The sequence below is a fragment of the Rubritalea spongiae genome (genome assembly GCF_042652385.1).
In the GTDB taxonomy this organism is placed as follows: domain Bacteria; phylum Verrucomicrobiota; class Verrucomicrobiia; order Verrucomicrobiales; family Akkermansiaceae; genus Rubritalea; species Rubritalea spongiae.
On sequence record NZ_JBHSJM010000001.1, the window covers coordinates 1,071,677 to 1,085,521 of the forward strand.

Sequence of the window (13,845 nt, forward strand, 5' to 3'; positions counted from 1 at the left end):
AGACTCTCCTAGGTGAGTTCACCCCATGCTTGGAATAGTAGTAAGACCACTAAAACGCAAAGGACTGCAAGTACGATCATATTTAATTATATTGGGGGATTATAGTACACATGCATCATCTCATCATATTTGATTGAGATTACGACAGCGCAGCTCTTGTGAAGGAGAAACGCTATAAGATCAATAGCAAAAATTGTGCCAATAGAGACACCACGTAAAAAATCATGCTCCCACCTTATACCATTTGAGTAGATAGATTGTCGGAATGGCGGTGTTAATTTGGCCTTCATCTCAAGGCATAACGAAGGATTGTAGCAGGCTACATGACTGAGGAAAAACGCAGAAATGAAGCCGAAGTAATACCGCTCTTTATTGTAATCAGCTCCGCTGACTGGCGTTCATATCAAAATCATCCATTCCGACAATATAGCCGGGAGAATGGTATTAGACCACTTCGCGATTCAAAAGAGACGAATGCCGGTGCAATTTGTTAAGAAATCAAGGCCAGATGAAGAAGCGATGCGAGCATCGTGACTGAAGAGAAACGCTGATTTATCAACAAAGTGCCCGACACTACTTTTCTTTCGCGTAGCGCAACTCTTCAAGCCACACAAAAAATCATTCGTCTCTTTTGGAGTGCGATTTGGTATTAGACCTCTGCTCCCCCCTATGGTGGCATTGATCACCTTCCTTTCGCCCTAAAAAGAAAAAAGCTCGGCACTATACACACCAAGCTCTGATCTTATACCATTGTATGAGCCACTGCAGTGACTCAATTTTTACCTTCTCGACCTTCTAGTCAACAAAGCGCACGCGGAGATTAAAAGTAAGCTAGATGAAGACGGCTCGGGAATTGTGGTTCCAGAGATCATGAAATTATCGATAGCGATATCTTCATCTGGAGAATTGAGGTTACCAATGCGGATTTGAAGATCTAAGTCGTTCCCTGCTCCCAGAACGCTGCCAATATCAGCTGAATACTCAGTCATTGTGGTTGTGATATCAGTGTCTAAACCGTTTTTAACGCCATCCAAGTTAAAATCTACGAATGGAGTACTATTATTAGCTATGCCAACAATATTGAACACCTGTACGTACGCACCACTATCCAGGCTAGCCCAAATACCAAGACGATCAGTTACATCCCAATCAGTATTTCCGCCATCACCTAACTCACCAAAGAAAGCGCTCACTGAATAATCTGAGCCAAACGAAGAGACATCAATACCTGTCCATTGTAGCGCAACGTGATCGAATCCTGCACCTTCTAGATTAGTTACCGAGTCGATATCTTGACCACCAAAATAAGAACTCCCAAGATTATCTAGAGGGTCTGCGATAAGGTAGTTACCCGAGACATTATCAGTTACATCCGTATTGCTATAAGCAATTCGAGAAATATAATCCCTACTAACTGGAGACTCAGAAAGCTCAGAAAACTCTCCTACTTCCGCGCCCACGGTCCCAGCCGTGGATCCAGATTCCTCTACATCCGGGACAAAGCCATGGACTGTATAACCCACGGTACTATCCTCAAAATCTTCAAATAACGCAACTGCTGTAGCTCCAAAAGAACTACTGACAAGCAGGCTCGAAGATACGGCACAACAAGACATTGAAAGCTTTGACATCAAGAAAATTAACTACATTGTTATTCGTTAGATGTAAACAACAAATCTAACAAAAGAATCGGGCAATGAGAACGTAACCAGAATAGGCCTCTCATTACCCTAGATTATTGAAACCACCAAAGATTAGGATCTAGATGGAAACACCCCTTGAAGAGCAAAGATAAAGTTCACACAAAGGAATGGCTGGATATTCGTATGGGGTAAACCTCCCCCCGCATTACTGGTCGCTCCATCAGAACTTGTGACACCATTACCTACAGCTGTGACAACTACAGCATTTGACGCGAGTTTTTCATCTGGCGCAGTTTCCGTAAACATATTCACCACACCACCTGAAGCTAACGATGCAGCAGCTAAGTAGCTAGAATCTGTAGGCTCAGCTTCATCCGCAGCTGCTGTACTTACGTTAAACTCTGCCTGAGCAGAGAGTGTGACAGCAGAAGTACCAGGTAGATCATGAATAAGGTGTGAGTGTGATGGGATTTGAGTTTGGTTAAGAGTGACTGTCTCAGCTCCACCTTTCTGCCCTAAACGATATGTAGACAAGCCCGGACCAGATCCTGGGTGAACCGGAACCCTACTTCTCAAATCTGGAAGAGCAAAGGTAGTTCTACCATCTCCCCCGTAGATAGTGCCTACCAGCGAAAACACTGCAGAGTACTGTGATATTGGCAATAATTGACCATCGCAAAAAGCCCAGCCACGAGGTGCAAAGTTACCAGCAAACATTTTAATTTCAGCAAGAAATGGATCCATTTTTTATTAGTCTATTTTTGTTAGATGTTTCGGAACAACCTACTAACTTCATATTTGTTAGACGTCAAACCAAATTCTAACATGAATAATGTTATAATCTAACATATCCACACAATAGCAGAAAATGAAGTTGAAGGAGTCTCCCATCTTGTGTTGTCTGCTATCTAACAAGCGCGTGCAGTTGATCACTAAAATCAAGTCACAAAGACCCTTGTCAGAATTTGATGTATTATGATGATAAAAAAAGAGGACTATGAACATTTTTTAGGAGAGGAAATTTCTATGAGCTTACAAACCGGTGAACTCATCAAAATGAAGCTGATAGAAGTTTTAGATTTACCGCCTGCGCCCGACTCAGACCCATCCGCACCACACCGGCTAAACCCCTTCATCTTAGTCTTTCACGGACCCTCTGAACCTCGCCATCACTCAGGTTGTGTTATGGCCAAATGGGGCACGAATGAACCGATGATGCTTGGACTATATGCCGAGAAAGCTCTCGAAAACACCATCGTCTACACTGCTATTTTCAACTAACCCAGCAAGTTAGACTCAATCCCATGAAATGTGTTTTATTTTGTTCTCACAAATCGAGTCTATTTACGGCTCTCTATTTATTAAAAAACGGACATTTATCGGGTGTCGTCGCTGCTGGAAACTCTCCAGAATTCGTAAAAGAGATCGAAGTCTTCAGCCGACTCCACAAAATCGCTTTCAAATTGATCGAATCTGATAAGACCTTGGATGGGCTGGCCGATTGGATCATCAAGACCGAAGCTAAAGTAATCATTGTAAATACTTTCTCGCATAAAATACCATCAACAGTTCTCGACTCTGTCCCATGTGGCGCGTGGAACATCCACTCTGGAGCCCTCCCTGAATACCGCGGCCCTGTCCCCGTTTTTTGGCAACTCCGCAATGGAGAAACCCAACTCACCCTCTCGCTACATCAGATGACAGCTAAGCTGGACTCGGGTCCTGTTTTTGATCAACTGAAAATAGAACTATGTGAAGCCGACACCCACGATGTTGCCCTTAACCGGGCGAATCAACGTGCTCCCGAACTCATAGAAAAGCTGTTTAACTCTTTAGCTACAGACACTGTCACACTCACCCCCCAAGATGAGAGCCTCGCTAACTATCAAACAAAGCCTAATCAAAAAGATTTCACCATTAACTGGGAGCGCATGGATTCCAAAGCTATTAGGAACCTCGTACGCGCCTGCAATCTCATCGCAGGAGGTGCGATTTCCTATTATAAATCCATGGAATTCAGAATATATGAAGTTGTCTGCCTTCCATTAAATGATCCACCCGATGAACCGCCAGGTACAATCGCAACTATTACAGGCGACCCCAATCTTTATGTTCTATGTCGAGACTCCGCATTACTACGTATGAATGTGCTCGGATTTTCTGAAGCGGTCTGCTCAGGAGATCACTTCAAGAAAATGCTTGATGTGAAATCGGGTGAAAAATTTACAAGCTCTATGGAAGTGAACACATAACTCCCCTTACCCTGCAGCCACAGAGCTAATGAAGGCGTCTTGGTTAATACTTCCGCCAAAGTGAAGGAATGAAGAGCACTAGTACTGCGTAGAGTTCAAGACGACCTAGAATCATCAAAAGACTCAAGAACACTTTGGTCGCAGGCAGGAAATGCGCGAAATTTTTAGTCGGACCTACTTCTCCAAAGCCTGGTCCAATATTGGGAAGCGTAGCAAACACTGCTCCGACCGAAGTCACCAAATCAATGTCATTAACGAACTCTAAGATACCCATAATCAGCGATGCAAAAACGACTAGAAAGCAATAAAGACAGATAAAAATGACCGTCTGAGAGCGAGCTTCAGGATCGATAGAGTTTCCATTCACCTGCATCTTAAACACTTTGTGCGGGCGAAACGCCTTCACTACTTCAAAGCGTGCAGTCCGAATCATCACTAGTAAACGCGAAACTTTTAATCCGCCAGCAGTGGAACCAGAACAGCCACCTAAAAGCATCAACATAGCTATAAGCACCAGAGCAAACCCCGGCCATTGCTCATAGTCCACCGTCCCAAAACCTGTCGTAGAAGCAATAGAAACCACGATAAACCACGCATGACGCAAAGCTGGCCAAAAGCCTTCCATATCCTTCGCCGCAATACCTATTGCAATCATCAATGCAGCAGAAAAACACAAAAGGAAAAACCACTTCCCCTCTTCTTCTGAACGCAAACGCTTCCAACGCTTTCTTACAATGACAACCCATATCAAGAAACTCACAGAGCAAATCAGCATGAATAAACTCAGCCACAGCTCAATCAACCAACCATTCCCCCAATCAGCATAATAACCAATACTCGCATTGTGCGGACTGAATCCACCAGTCGAAACAGCTGTAAAGCCATGACTCACGGCGTTATACCAAGTCAAACCCATCGCCTTCAGCCCCAAAATACACAGTGAAGTTATTGCCAAATAAACCCTCCACAAACTAATCGCAGTATCACGAATCCGCGCAGTACTGGCCTCACCAGTCTGGAATGACGACTCGTTCCTAAATAGCGATTTTGTACCGACACCTAAATACGAAAGCAATGCCACGAACAATACAAGAATTCCTAAACCACCTAACCATTGCGTCACTGAACGCCACATCAAGATCCCCCTTGGCCAAGCCTCAATATCCGTCATCACCGTCGAACCAGTCGTGGTAAATCCTGATACCGATTCAAATAAGGCATCCGCTGGCGTCATCGCTGGTTGCCCAAATAAATACGGCAAACCGCCAAAAATCCCGGAAAGTATCCACCCAAGTCCAACTATCACCACCCCTTCACGACGCGGGATCTTATTAATCTTTCCCCAGCCCAGCAGCACTAAGCCGCCGCCAAATGCTGCGGTGATCCCTGCCGACTTCATCAGCGCCATCATCGACCAATCACATGCACAGCGTGGATCGAGCCAAGTAAAAACAGCACACAAAAACATCGCAATGCTCTCCAACAACAGCAGAGCACCTAAAATTTTTGCTAAAATACGTAAATTCATAGAACCGATAGTTAGCGGACTAACTTAAGAAACTTCTTACGTACCTTTGGAGTCACCATCGCATACACCACATCCCCAGGCTCCAAGATATCATCTGGCCCTGGAACTGAAGCATGCATGCCATGGATGCGCGCGACCAACACACAACCAACTGGCCACTCCACCTCACCAACCATTTTCTCAGCCACGATGCAGCCACTTTGCACTTCAGTTTCGATCACCTCACCAGCTCCCAGCTTCTTGACCGTGTGGAACTTGTCCGATGTAATAAACTTTTCGAGATCGCGTCGCGTCGCCTCCCTTGGACTCACCGCCGCCAACATCCCAAAATGACGTCCAGATCCTGAAATCGCCTGAGCATAATCCGCCCGGTGAATCAAAGTTAAACAATTTTTCGTCCCCAAGTTATTCGCTTGCAGACAGGTCATTACATTATCCTCGTCACTCCCAGAAGTCGCGACAAAGAAATCAGCCTCACCCACTTGCTCTTCCTCTAACTCCGCCAGCACCGTTCCATCCGTATTAATCACCGTCGTATTCGATAAGCGATCCGTCAGCTCTTGCGCCCGATTCGGGTCCTTCTCAAAAATTCTAACTCGACAATTCCAGCTCTCTAACATCTGAGCCAATGTAAATCCGTACTCGCCACCGCCAAAAATCACCACCCGCAATTCTTCATCTTTCACAAATCCCCTCTGCAAGCGAGCTGCGAGTGAACGCAATTTCCTTGGCTCACCGAAAATAGTCACCACATCCCCCACCTCGATCGTATCAGTCGCCGTAGGAATGAAACTCTCACCACCACGCGTCACCGACCCGATCCGCGTGCGTTCAGGCGCCTTCAGTTCTACAAGATTCTTCCCAATCGCATCACTCTTCTCACTCACGCGAACCTGTTGGAGCTCGATCCTGCCTCGTGCTATCTCCTCAACTACAAGTGATTCAGGGTTGCGTATAAACTTAGCAAGCTCGATCGCACTCAAGCGTTCAGAACTAAAAATATGATCAATTCCGAAATGGCTGCGATAATCAAACAGCCATTCCTCCCGCTGCACCTCCGGATGCACGCGAGCGATCACCTTTTTTGCCTGTAGCTTCTTCGCCACAGAGGCCGCCATCACATTAATTGTATTATCACTCGTCAGTGCTAACAATAGGTCACATTCACTTATTCCAGCTTCCAGCAGAGTGGAAACCGAAGTCCCATTCTCACAGATCACCCGAGCATCTAGCGATTGTTCTAAATCACTAGCGAGCTGCGCATTACTCTCAATCACAGTAATACTATGCGCCTCACGTGATAAATAGGTCGCTAAATGCCGACCAACTTCACCTGCTCCGATAATGATAATATTCATAATTAACGCAATGCTTAGCGCAATGTGATGTTCACAGTTTATTAGCGTCAATCCAGCAAAAAGTCATCATATGCTCAACCTCCAGATCCACTCACTATCTCTAGTTCACTATGCGCTAACACAATCTAGCAGAATTTAGTATTTTCCCAACCTTCATTCCCAACTATGCTCCCTCCATGGCTCGCAAAGTAAAAACCGTTTCTCACATTACTGTCGGAGAATTTTTTGAACGTCACGGAGAAAGCCTCAAGCTCTCGCCCATCAATTCAACCGACGGCTTTGTAAGGAAAATCATCGAGCCTTCAGTCAACCGCCCCGGACTCGCTCTAGCTGGTTTCCTGATGCATTTTGCCTACCTTCGCATCCAAGTTTTAGGGAATTCAGAAGTCGACTACCTCAACGAACTCGACGAAGCCACCCGCCGCGAGCGCATGCACAACCTTTTTCTAGAAAACCTCCCATGCTTAGTCGTCTCCCGTGAAGCCACAGTCCACCAAGACGTCATCGACGTCGCCGATGAACACGGAGTCTGCATCTTTCGCACCCCACTCAGCACCATGCGCTTTATCAACTCCGCCACATTCCACCTCGAGCGCGACTTCGCCCCCACCACCACTGCCCATGGTTGCATGCTAGAATTCCGTGGAGTTGGTGTGCTCATCAAAGGGAAAAGTGGCTCAGGAAAATCTGAAACAGCCATTGGCCTCGTCGAACGCGGTGGGGCCCTCATCGCCGACGACCATGTCAAAATTCGCAACGTCAATGGCGAACTAACAGCCTATACTGATGACTTCTCACGGGGCTTCATCGAAATGCGCGGAATCGGCATTATTAATGTCACGAACATCTACGGACTCGGCTCCATCCGTCCAGATGCCTCACTCGACCTCATCGTAAACCTCCGTCCCTACACCGATCTTAACCAAGTGGATAGACTCGGAATCACCCGAGAAACCGAAGATGTTCTAGGCAAAGAAGTCCCTTGTGTAGATATCCCTGTCGCCCCCGGCCGCGATACCGCACGACTCGTCGCAGTCACAGCTCTAGAACTCCAACTCCGTAGAATGGGCTACGATATGGCCGCAGAGTTCAACAACCGGCTCACTGAAAAACTCGCCGGCAACAGCACACACTTCGGAAACACAACTAACTACTAATCAAAAACTTCCAAATTATTAAAAAAAATCACTTCCACTTCGCTTTATCAGTCTCTACTCTTCCGTAAATCCCGCCCATTACATACCTATCAAAGCCAATGCCTACTCAGGAATTCACCATCACTAACAAGCTCGGAATTCACGCTCGCCCTGCAGCGCAATTCGTCAAGACTGCGAACCAGTTTGACGCAGATATCACTGTCGAGAAAGATGGAGAAGAAATTGATGGTAAAAGCATTATGGGACTGATGATGCTCGCTGCAGGCCACGGATCAACACTCTCTATCACCACTGAAGGTCCTGATGCAGAAGCTTCACTCAAGGCTATCGGCGATCTCATCGCACGTAATTTTGAGGAGTAAAACGACTAATAGACACATCATTTTTTCTCCTCCTAGCACGAGCCAAGTAATGAGGCTCAATGTGTTTTGCTAATTCCATTTCATGCCAGCATTTCCGACAAATGAAGAAATAGTCCTCGAAGGTACAGCCGTATCTCCTGGGTTAGCTTTCGCACCGGCACACATCATAGCAAGAGGCCTCCAAGCACCTGAAATATATGAAATTAGCGAACAACGCATCGAAACTGAGATTCAACGTGTTCGCGACGCTCTCAAAAAAACAAAAGAGCAAATTGCGAATCTCCAAAAGCATATCGAAGAAATTTCTGATGAAACAGACGCTCAGATCTTCGAAGCTCACATCATGCTGCTCTCCGATAGCAGCCTCATAAAAAAAGTAGAACATGCGATCCGTGAAAGATTACAAAACGCGGAATTCAGCTTCTACGCGATCATCCAGAACTACGCAGAAGCGATCCGACGAGTCAACGACCCCTACCTCGCCGAACGCGCTGCCGACATCGACGATATCGCTCAACGTGTCCTGAGAAATTTTAGCGCTTCAGACAAAAACTCTTCACCTACAGAAGAAAGCCCAGAGCACAGCCACATCATCATTGCCCACGACCTTTCTCCATCGGACACAGTATCGATGGACCGCAAACGGTCTTTAGGTTTTGCTACAGAACAAGGCAGCGTCAACTCTCATACCGCCATTCTCGCGCGCTCACTTGGCATTCCAGCCGTCGTCGGTCTACAGGGACTCATTATTGAAATCCGAGCACTGAGCTACACCATTCTCGATGGCTACGCCGGTAAACTCATTATCAACCCGAAGCCTTCTACAGTCGCTCATTACAAGGAGATTCAGCGCCAGAAGAAAGCTGAAGAGCGTGAATTAGAAAAAATTCGCACGCGCAACACCTCGACAGTTGATGGCCGTGACATCACTCTCTCCGCTAATGTTGAATTCAATCACGAGTTCCCATTAGTTGAATCTAGCGGCGCTGCAGGCATCGGACTCTTCCGCACCGAATTCTACCTCCTCGGCCAAGGTGAAATCCCTTCTGAGGAAATTCAATACCAAGTATATTCTGAAGCGGCGAAGTGCACCTACCCTCATCAAGCCATCATCCGCACACTCGATGCAGGTGGTGACAAGCTTCCCGCCGAACCGCTTCCAGAAACCGAGCCAAACCCTTTCCTCGGCTGGCGTGGCATTAGAGTATCACTCTCTCGCATAGGGATGTTCAAAGAACAACTCCGCGCCATCCTGCGCGCGAGTGCTCACGGGCGACTTGGCGTAATGTTTCCTCTCGTATCTGCCATTGGGGAACTCATTGTAGCTAAGAGCATTCTTCAAGAGTGTATGGAAGAACTCGATAGAGAAGGCGTAGCTTACGACCCCGGCATTGAAGTCGGCGTCATGATCGAGGTGCCATCCGCCGCCATCATGGCCGATGAACTCGCCAAAGAAGTCGACTTTTTCTCTATCGGCACCAACGATCTCATTCAATACACACTCGCCGTAGACCGAGTAAACAAACACGTTTCTGATCTGTATAAGCCAACCAGCCCCGCCGTCATTCGCCTCATCAAACGCACAATTGATGCAGCGAACGACAACAATATCTGGACTGGTGTATGTGGGGAGATGGCTAGCGACCTCTCACTGACACCTCTACTCATCGGTCTAGGGGTCGATGAAATGTCTGTCGGCACCCATCAACTTCCGCGCATTAAAAAGGCAATCCGATCTATCTCTCATGCCCAATGTGCTGCACTTGCTGACGAAGCATTAAAAATGCGCTATTCAGCAGACATTCTGAAGCTCTCCCGCGACTTCGCCATGGCACACTATCCTCAACTGCTGAGCTAAGCGCTCTCAGCTTGTAGTATCACTGATTCCTGCTAGAGCTTGAGCAGCATGTCAGCAGCTTATCACTCACTCGCAGAAAAACACCGCGAAATCGCGCTCATCCAAAGCACTTCTTCCATCCTCGACTGGGATCAAGAAACAAACCTCCCGCGAAAAGCTCTCAATTATCGCGCAGAACAACTTTCCTACCTCTCAGGGAAAATCCACCAACTCAGCACCAGCGCCGACTACCAAAAGTCACTCGAAACAGCAGAAAACGCCGGCGCGGCAGACACCCTGCAAAAAGCCAATCTCCGCGAGTGGCGCCACCAATTTGATCGCTCCCAAAAACTCAGCCAAAACCTCGTCGAACGAGACTCCAAGACCTGTACACTCGCAAAATCAGCTTGGATCGAAGCCCGTAAACAAGCTGACTTTTCCCTCTTCGCTCCTCATTTAAGCAAACTCCTCGAACTATCAAAAGAAAAGGCACAACGCTGGGGCTATCAAGACGAAGCCTACGACGCACTGTTAGATAACTACGAACGAGGCGCTAAGACCAAAGATATTGTTAGAATCTTCAGTCAATACGAACCCGAACTCGAGCAACTCGCGAGTGCTGCTGTAGCAAAATCACAACACTCTGCCGCGCGTTCCCTCAAAGGCTCTTTCCCTATAGCTTCCCAGATAAAACTCAATCAGCAGATCGCTGAATCCATAGGTTTCGATTTTGACGCCGGTAGAATCGACACGACAACCCACCCATTTTGCACCACATTAGGGCCACAAGACATTCGCCTTACCACCCGCTACGACGAAACCGACTTCACCTCCTCCCTTTTCGGAGTGATGCACGAAATGGGCCACGGTCTCTACGAACAAGGACTGCGCTCATCCGACTTCGGCCTCCCCAGTGGAACTGCAGTCTCACTCGGGATTCACGAATCTCAGTCGCTGCTCTGGGAAGCTCACGTCGGCCGCTCTCCTAGCTTTTGGAAGCACTGGCTCCCATGCGCTCAAGAACTCTTCCCCCAACTCCAAGACTGGAGCTTAGAAGAGTTTCTAAACACCATCAATCAAGCTCGTTACTCCTATATCCGCGTCGACGCTGACGAAGCCACCTACGATCTCCACATCATGCTGCGTTTCGACATCGAACGCCGCCTACTCAACAATGAACTCAAAGTCGATGATGTCCCCGCTGCGTGGAATGAACGCTTTGAAAAACTCTTTGGCATGCAACCAGAATCAGACGCACAAGGCTGCCTCCAAGACATTCACTGGGCGATGGGCGGTCTAGGCTATTTTCCAACCTACACCTTAGGTAATCTTAACGCCTCTCAACTCTTCCACGCTGCAACTCAGAAACCTGAAATACAGAAGGCGTTCAATGAAGCCAATTTTAGCCCACTGCTCGATTGGATGAAAACCCACATCCATAGCCTCGGCAGCGTATACCTCCCGCAAGATCTCATGCTGCAAGCAACTGGCGAAGCAACAACCTCCGCCTACCACCTCGCCCATCTGAAACAACGCTACCTCTAGAAATCACAAACAACAAAAAAAGCTTTCTCTCAACGAAGAGAGAAAGCTCTAAAATTTGTTAGTAGCTAGTTGAAAAACTAGCAAACTTTTTTACTTAACGCCCTTCTTAGAAAGCTTTGTCGCACGTGTGGTGCCCTGACGAGCTTTAAATTTAGGGTTAGTCTTGCAGATTACGTAGAGTGTGCCCTTACGCTTTACCACTTGGCAATCTTCGTGGCGGCGCTTCATTGAGGCGAGTGATGATAAAACTTTCATGTCTTTAAAACTAGCTGTTTGGGAGGCGCAAAGTACTGATCCACCCTTCCTTGTAAAGCAATTTCTACCTTTTTTCTGAGAAATCCTTTTTCAGCACTACGCCTGTTACACCTTTCTTGCAGGCTCAGTCATTGCAGCGGTTAGCATTTGCAGATACTCATCACGCGGCACTTCGACTCCACCAAACTGGCTCAAGTGCTCAGTCATCCACTGTGTGTCCAATAATCCCACCCCCAACTCCCTTAACCAAGTTACCAAATACACTAATGCGATCTTACTCGCATCAGTCTTCCGACTAAACATACTCTCACCAAAAAACGCTCCCCTATAGCGGACCCCGTACAAGCCGCCTTGCAAACCATCCTCGTCCCAGCATTCAATTGAATGAGCAAACCCCAACTTGTGTAACTCAACGTAGCTTTCAATGATACTCTCATCGATCCACGTCTCATCGCGATCCGCACAACCTTCCATTACCTCTCGAAATGCCGTATCACGGCGAATCACATATGGCCGCTTCTTTAGCGCCTTCTTTAAACCCCGCGGAATATGAAATTTTTCATCTACTGGTATCACCCCACGCATCACCGGTGAATACCACTGCAATTCCCCACCCTCAGCCATAGGAAAAACCCCCTCGCTGTACGCTCCTAATAAAATTTGCGGCGGAATTAGCTGCATGAGGCAGAACTCTATGAACTTCAGAAAAAAATGCAAGTTCTCGAAACGTCACAATAATTACACAGTTAAAAAGCCTAAACCTACACTCGACAGAACCCACGCTTCTGCGAACATTCATCACTTCTATGCTAACAGCTGATCGTTACATCGGAAAACAAATCATCGCCACCACACTCTTTGCGGTGATGATCCTCAGTGGAGTATTCCTCCTAGGAAATGTATTTAAAGAAGCTCGCCCCCTCTTCGTTGGCCAACACCCCTCCCCCTATCTCTTTTTAGAATTTATCATCAGTGTCCTCCCCTTCTCCCTGATGTTTACCATTCCTTTCAGCTTTCTTGCTGCTGTGATGCTCGTCTTTGGCAGACTCTCTGCTGACAATGAACTCGTCGCCATGCGCATGGCCGGCCGCAGCTTACCCAGAATTGCCATCCCGGTCTTCACCGTCGCCATCACCCTCTCTGCCTTCTGCTTCTGGCTTAACGTCCAAATCGCCCCCCAAGCCAAACAAAACGTCAAAGACCTCCTCATCCAAGCCGTCCAAGAGGACCCCAACAAATTTCTCGACCCTGGCGTCGTCCAAACCCAGCTCGATGACAAACGCATCTACGTTACCGAACGCGACGGCGACATGCTCTACGGCGTCCACATCCACGACATCGGTAATCAAGAGAACCAATTTAGAGAAACCCTCTATACTTATGCCGAAAAAGCACACCTCGCCATCGATATCGAACTCGGCCAGCTCCAACTGCGCCTCGAAGACGCCACCATCGAAACTATCGATAAAAATGGCATCCACACCCCCATCTCTGTCGCCGCCGTCAATCCAGTCATTTTTGATTTCAATCTAGAGAAAAAAAAGCGCATCCGCGCATCCTATATGACCAACACAGAGATTCACAACTATCTCGAATCTACTCCTGATCTTGACCCTGAAAAACGAGCTGAGTTTAAAAATCAAATCACCCACCGTCGTTCCTACTCACTCGCCTGTATCGCCTTCGCACTCGTTGGCGTCCCGCTCGGGATGACGACTCGGAGAAAAGAATCCTCCAGTGGCTTCGCCCTCTCACTCGCTATCGGCATGGGCTACTTTCTCTTCCACATTTTCGCTAACCAGAGCGACTCGGAATCCACCCAAATCTCGACCCTTTTATACTGGCTTCCTAACTTTCTTGCCCTCATCATAGGCATCTACCTCTTCCGTCGCGCACGCAGAAGATAAC

Annotated in this window: 13 protein-coding genes; 7 read left to right on the plus strand and 6 right to left on the minus strand. The window is 47.4% G+C overall.

Annotated elements, in window-relative coordinates; genetic code table 11:
• Window positions 1-779: 779 nt before the first annotated feature.
• Both ACFPK9_RS05055 and ACFPK9_RS05060 read right to left on the minus strand, forming a co-directional pair.
• Entirely contained in the window at window positions 780-1,631 is an 852-nt protein-coding gene (locus tag ACFPK9_RS05055) for a PEP-CTERM sorting domain-containing protein (protein WP_377093694.1), read from the minus strand.
• Between the two features lie 123 nt (window positions 1,632-1,754).
• Window positions 1,755-2,387 (minus strand): phage tail protein, encoded by a 633-nt coding sequence (locus ACFPK9_RS05060; protein ID WP_377093695.1) that lies wholly within the window; start codon window positions 2,385-2,387, stop codon window positions 1,755-1,757.
• A 234-nt stretch (window positions 2,388-2,621) separates the two neighbouring features.
• On the opposite strand from ACFPK9_RS05060, the gene ACFPK9_RS05065 reads away from it, so the two are divergent.
• Window positions 2,622-2,924, plus strand: a complete 303-nt coding sequence (locus ACFPK9_RS05065) for a DUF6916 family protein (protein WP_377096549.1) — start codon at window positions 2,622-2,624, stop codon at window positions 2,922-2,924.
• 23 nt (window positions 2,925-2,947) lie between these two features.
• On the plus strand, window positions 2,948-3,895 hold the full coding sequence (locus tag ACFPK9_RS05070; protein ID WP_377093696.1) for a methionyl-tRNA formyltransferase: 948 nt from the start codon (window positions 2,948-2,950) through the stop codon (window positions 3,893-3,895).
• 43 nt (window positions 3,896-3,938) lie between these two features.
• On the opposite strand, the gene ACFPK9_RS05075 is transcribed toward ACFPK9_RS05070, so the two are convergent.
• The gene (locus ACFPK9_RS05075) at window positions 3,939-5,423 is read right to left on the minus strand and encodes a TrkH family potassium uptake protein (RefSeq protein ID WP_377093697.1); all 1,485 of its coding nucleotides are present in this window, start codon (window positions 5,421-5,423) and stop codon (window positions 3,939-3,941) included.
• Window positions 5,424-5,434: 11 nt separating this feature from the next.
• Complete coding sequence (gene trkA, locus ACFPK9_RS05080; protein ID WP_377093698.1) at window positions 5,435-6,781, minus strand: Trk system potassium transporter TrkA; 1,347 nt, start codon at window positions 6,779-6,781, stop codon at window positions 5,435-5,437.
• 176 nt (window positions 6,782-6,957) lie between these two features.
• Between trkA and hprK the strand changes: the two genes are divergently transcribed.
• The 4 genes from hprK (at window position 6,958) to ACFPK9_RS05100 (ending at window position 11,682) form a co-directional block, all read left to right on the plus strand.
• Window positions 6,958-7,938, plus strand: a complete 981-nt coding sequence (gene hprK, locus ACFPK9_RS05085) for an HPr(Ser) kinase/phosphatase (RefSeq protein WP_377093699.1) — start codon at window positions 6,958-6,960, stop codon at window positions 7,936-7,938.
• 98 nt (window positions 7,939-8,036) lie between these two features.
• The gene (locus ACFPK9_RS05090) at window positions 8,037-8,300 is read left to right on the plus strand and encodes an HPr family phosphocarrier protein (RefSeq protein WP_377093700.1); all 264 of its coding nucleotides are present in this window, start codon (window positions 8,037-8,039) and stop codon (window positions 8,298-8,300) included.
• Between the two features lie 82 nt (window positions 8,301-8,382).
• Complete coding sequence (gene ptsP, locus ACFPK9_RS05095) at window positions 8,383-10,158, plus strand: phosphoenolpyruvate--protein phosphotransferase (RefSeq protein ID WP_377093701.1); 1,776 nt, start codon at window positions 8,383-8,385, stop codon at window positions 10,156-10,158.
• Window positions 10,159-10,206: 48 nt separating this feature from the next.
• Window positions 10,207-11,682 (plus strand): carboxypeptidase M32, encoded by a 1,476-nt coding sequence (locus ACFPK9_RS05100; protein ID WP_377093702.1) that lies wholly within the window; start codon window positions 10,207-10,209, stop codon window positions 11,680-11,682.
• A 90-nt stretch (window positions 11,683-11,772) separates the two neighbouring features.
• Here the strand turns inward: ACFPK9_RS05100 and ykgO are convergent, their stop codons facing one another.
• Window positions 11,773-11,937 (minus strand): type B 50S ribosomal protein L36, encoded by a 165-nt coding sequence (gene ykgO / locus ACFPK9_RS05105; protein ID WP_105041962.1) that lies wholly within the window; start codon window positions 11,935-11,937, stop codon window positions 11,773-11,775.
• Window positions 11,938-12,042: 105 nt separating this feature from the next.
• On the minus strand, window positions 12,043-12,618 hold the full coding sequence (aat, locus tag ACFPK9_RS05110) for a leucyl/phenylalanyl-tRNA--protein transferase (RefSeq protein ID WP_377093703.1): 576 nt from the start codon (window positions 12,616-12,618) through the stop codon (window positions 12,043-12,045).
• 125 nt (window positions 12,619-12,743) lie between these two features.
• Here aat and ACFPK9_RS05115 point away from each other — a divergent pair, with 125 nt between their 5' ends.
• Window positions 12,744-13,844, plus strand: a complete 1,101-nt coding sequence (locus ACFPK9_RS05115; protein ID WP_377093705.1) for an LptF/LptG family permease — start codon at window positions 12,744-12,746, stop codon at window positions 13,842-13,844.
• Window position 13,845 lies beyond the last annotated feature (1 nt).

Bases quoted from the DNA above. Each gene is read 5' to 3' on its own strand.
- hprK (WP_377093699.1), top strand. From the start codon at position 6,958: ATGGCTCGCAAAGTAAAAACCGTTTCTCACATTACTGTCGGAGAATTT.
- ACFPK9_RS05090 (WP_377093700.1), top strand. From the start codon at position 8,037: ATGCCTACTCAGGAATTCACCATCACTAACAAGCTCGGAATTCACGCT.
- ykgO (WP_105041962.1), bottom strand. From the start codon at position 11,937: ATGAAAGTTTTATCATCACTCGCCTCAATGAAGCGCCGCCACGAAGAT.
- ptsP (WP_377093701.1), top strand. From the start codon at position 8,383: ATGCCAGCATTTCCGACAAATGAAGAAATAGTCCTCGAAGGTACAGCC.
- trkA (WP_377093698.1), bottom strand. From the start codon at position 6,781: ATGAATATTATCATTATCGGAGCAGGTGAAGTTGGTCGGCATTTAGCG.
- ACFPK9_RS05060 (WP_377093695.1), bottom strand. From the start codon at position 2,387: ATGGATCCATTTCTTGCTGAAATTAAAATGTTTGCTGGTAACTTTGCA.
- ACFPK9_RS05070 (WP_377093696.1), top strand. From the start codon at position 2,948: ATGAAATGTGTTTTATTTTGTTCTCACAAATCGAGTCTATTTACGGCT.
- ACFPK9_RS05075 (WP_377093697.1), bottom strand. From the start codon at position 5,423: ATGAATTTACGTATTTTAGCAAAAATTTTAGGTGCTCTGCTGTTGTTG.
- ACFPK9_RS05055 (WP_377093694.1), bottom strand. From the start codon at position 1,631: ATGTCAAAGCTTTCAATGTCTTGTTGTGCCGTATCTTCGAGCCTGCTT.
- aat (WP_377093703.1), bottom strand. From the start codon at position 12,618: ATGCAGCTAATTCCGCCGCAAATTTTATTAGGAGCGTACAGCGAGGGG.
- ACFPK9_RS05115 (WP_377093705.1), top strand. From the start codon at position 12,744: ATGCTAACAGCTGATCGTTACATCGGAAAACAAATCATCGCCACCACA.
- ACFPK9_RS05100 (WP_377093702.1), top strand. From the start codon at position 10,207: ATGTCAGCAGCTTATCACTCACTCGCAGAAAAACACCGCGAAATCGCG.
- ACFPK9_RS05065 (WP_377096549.1), top strand. From the start codon at position 2,622: ATGATAAAAAAAGAGGACTATGAACATTTTTTAGGAGAGGAAATTTCT.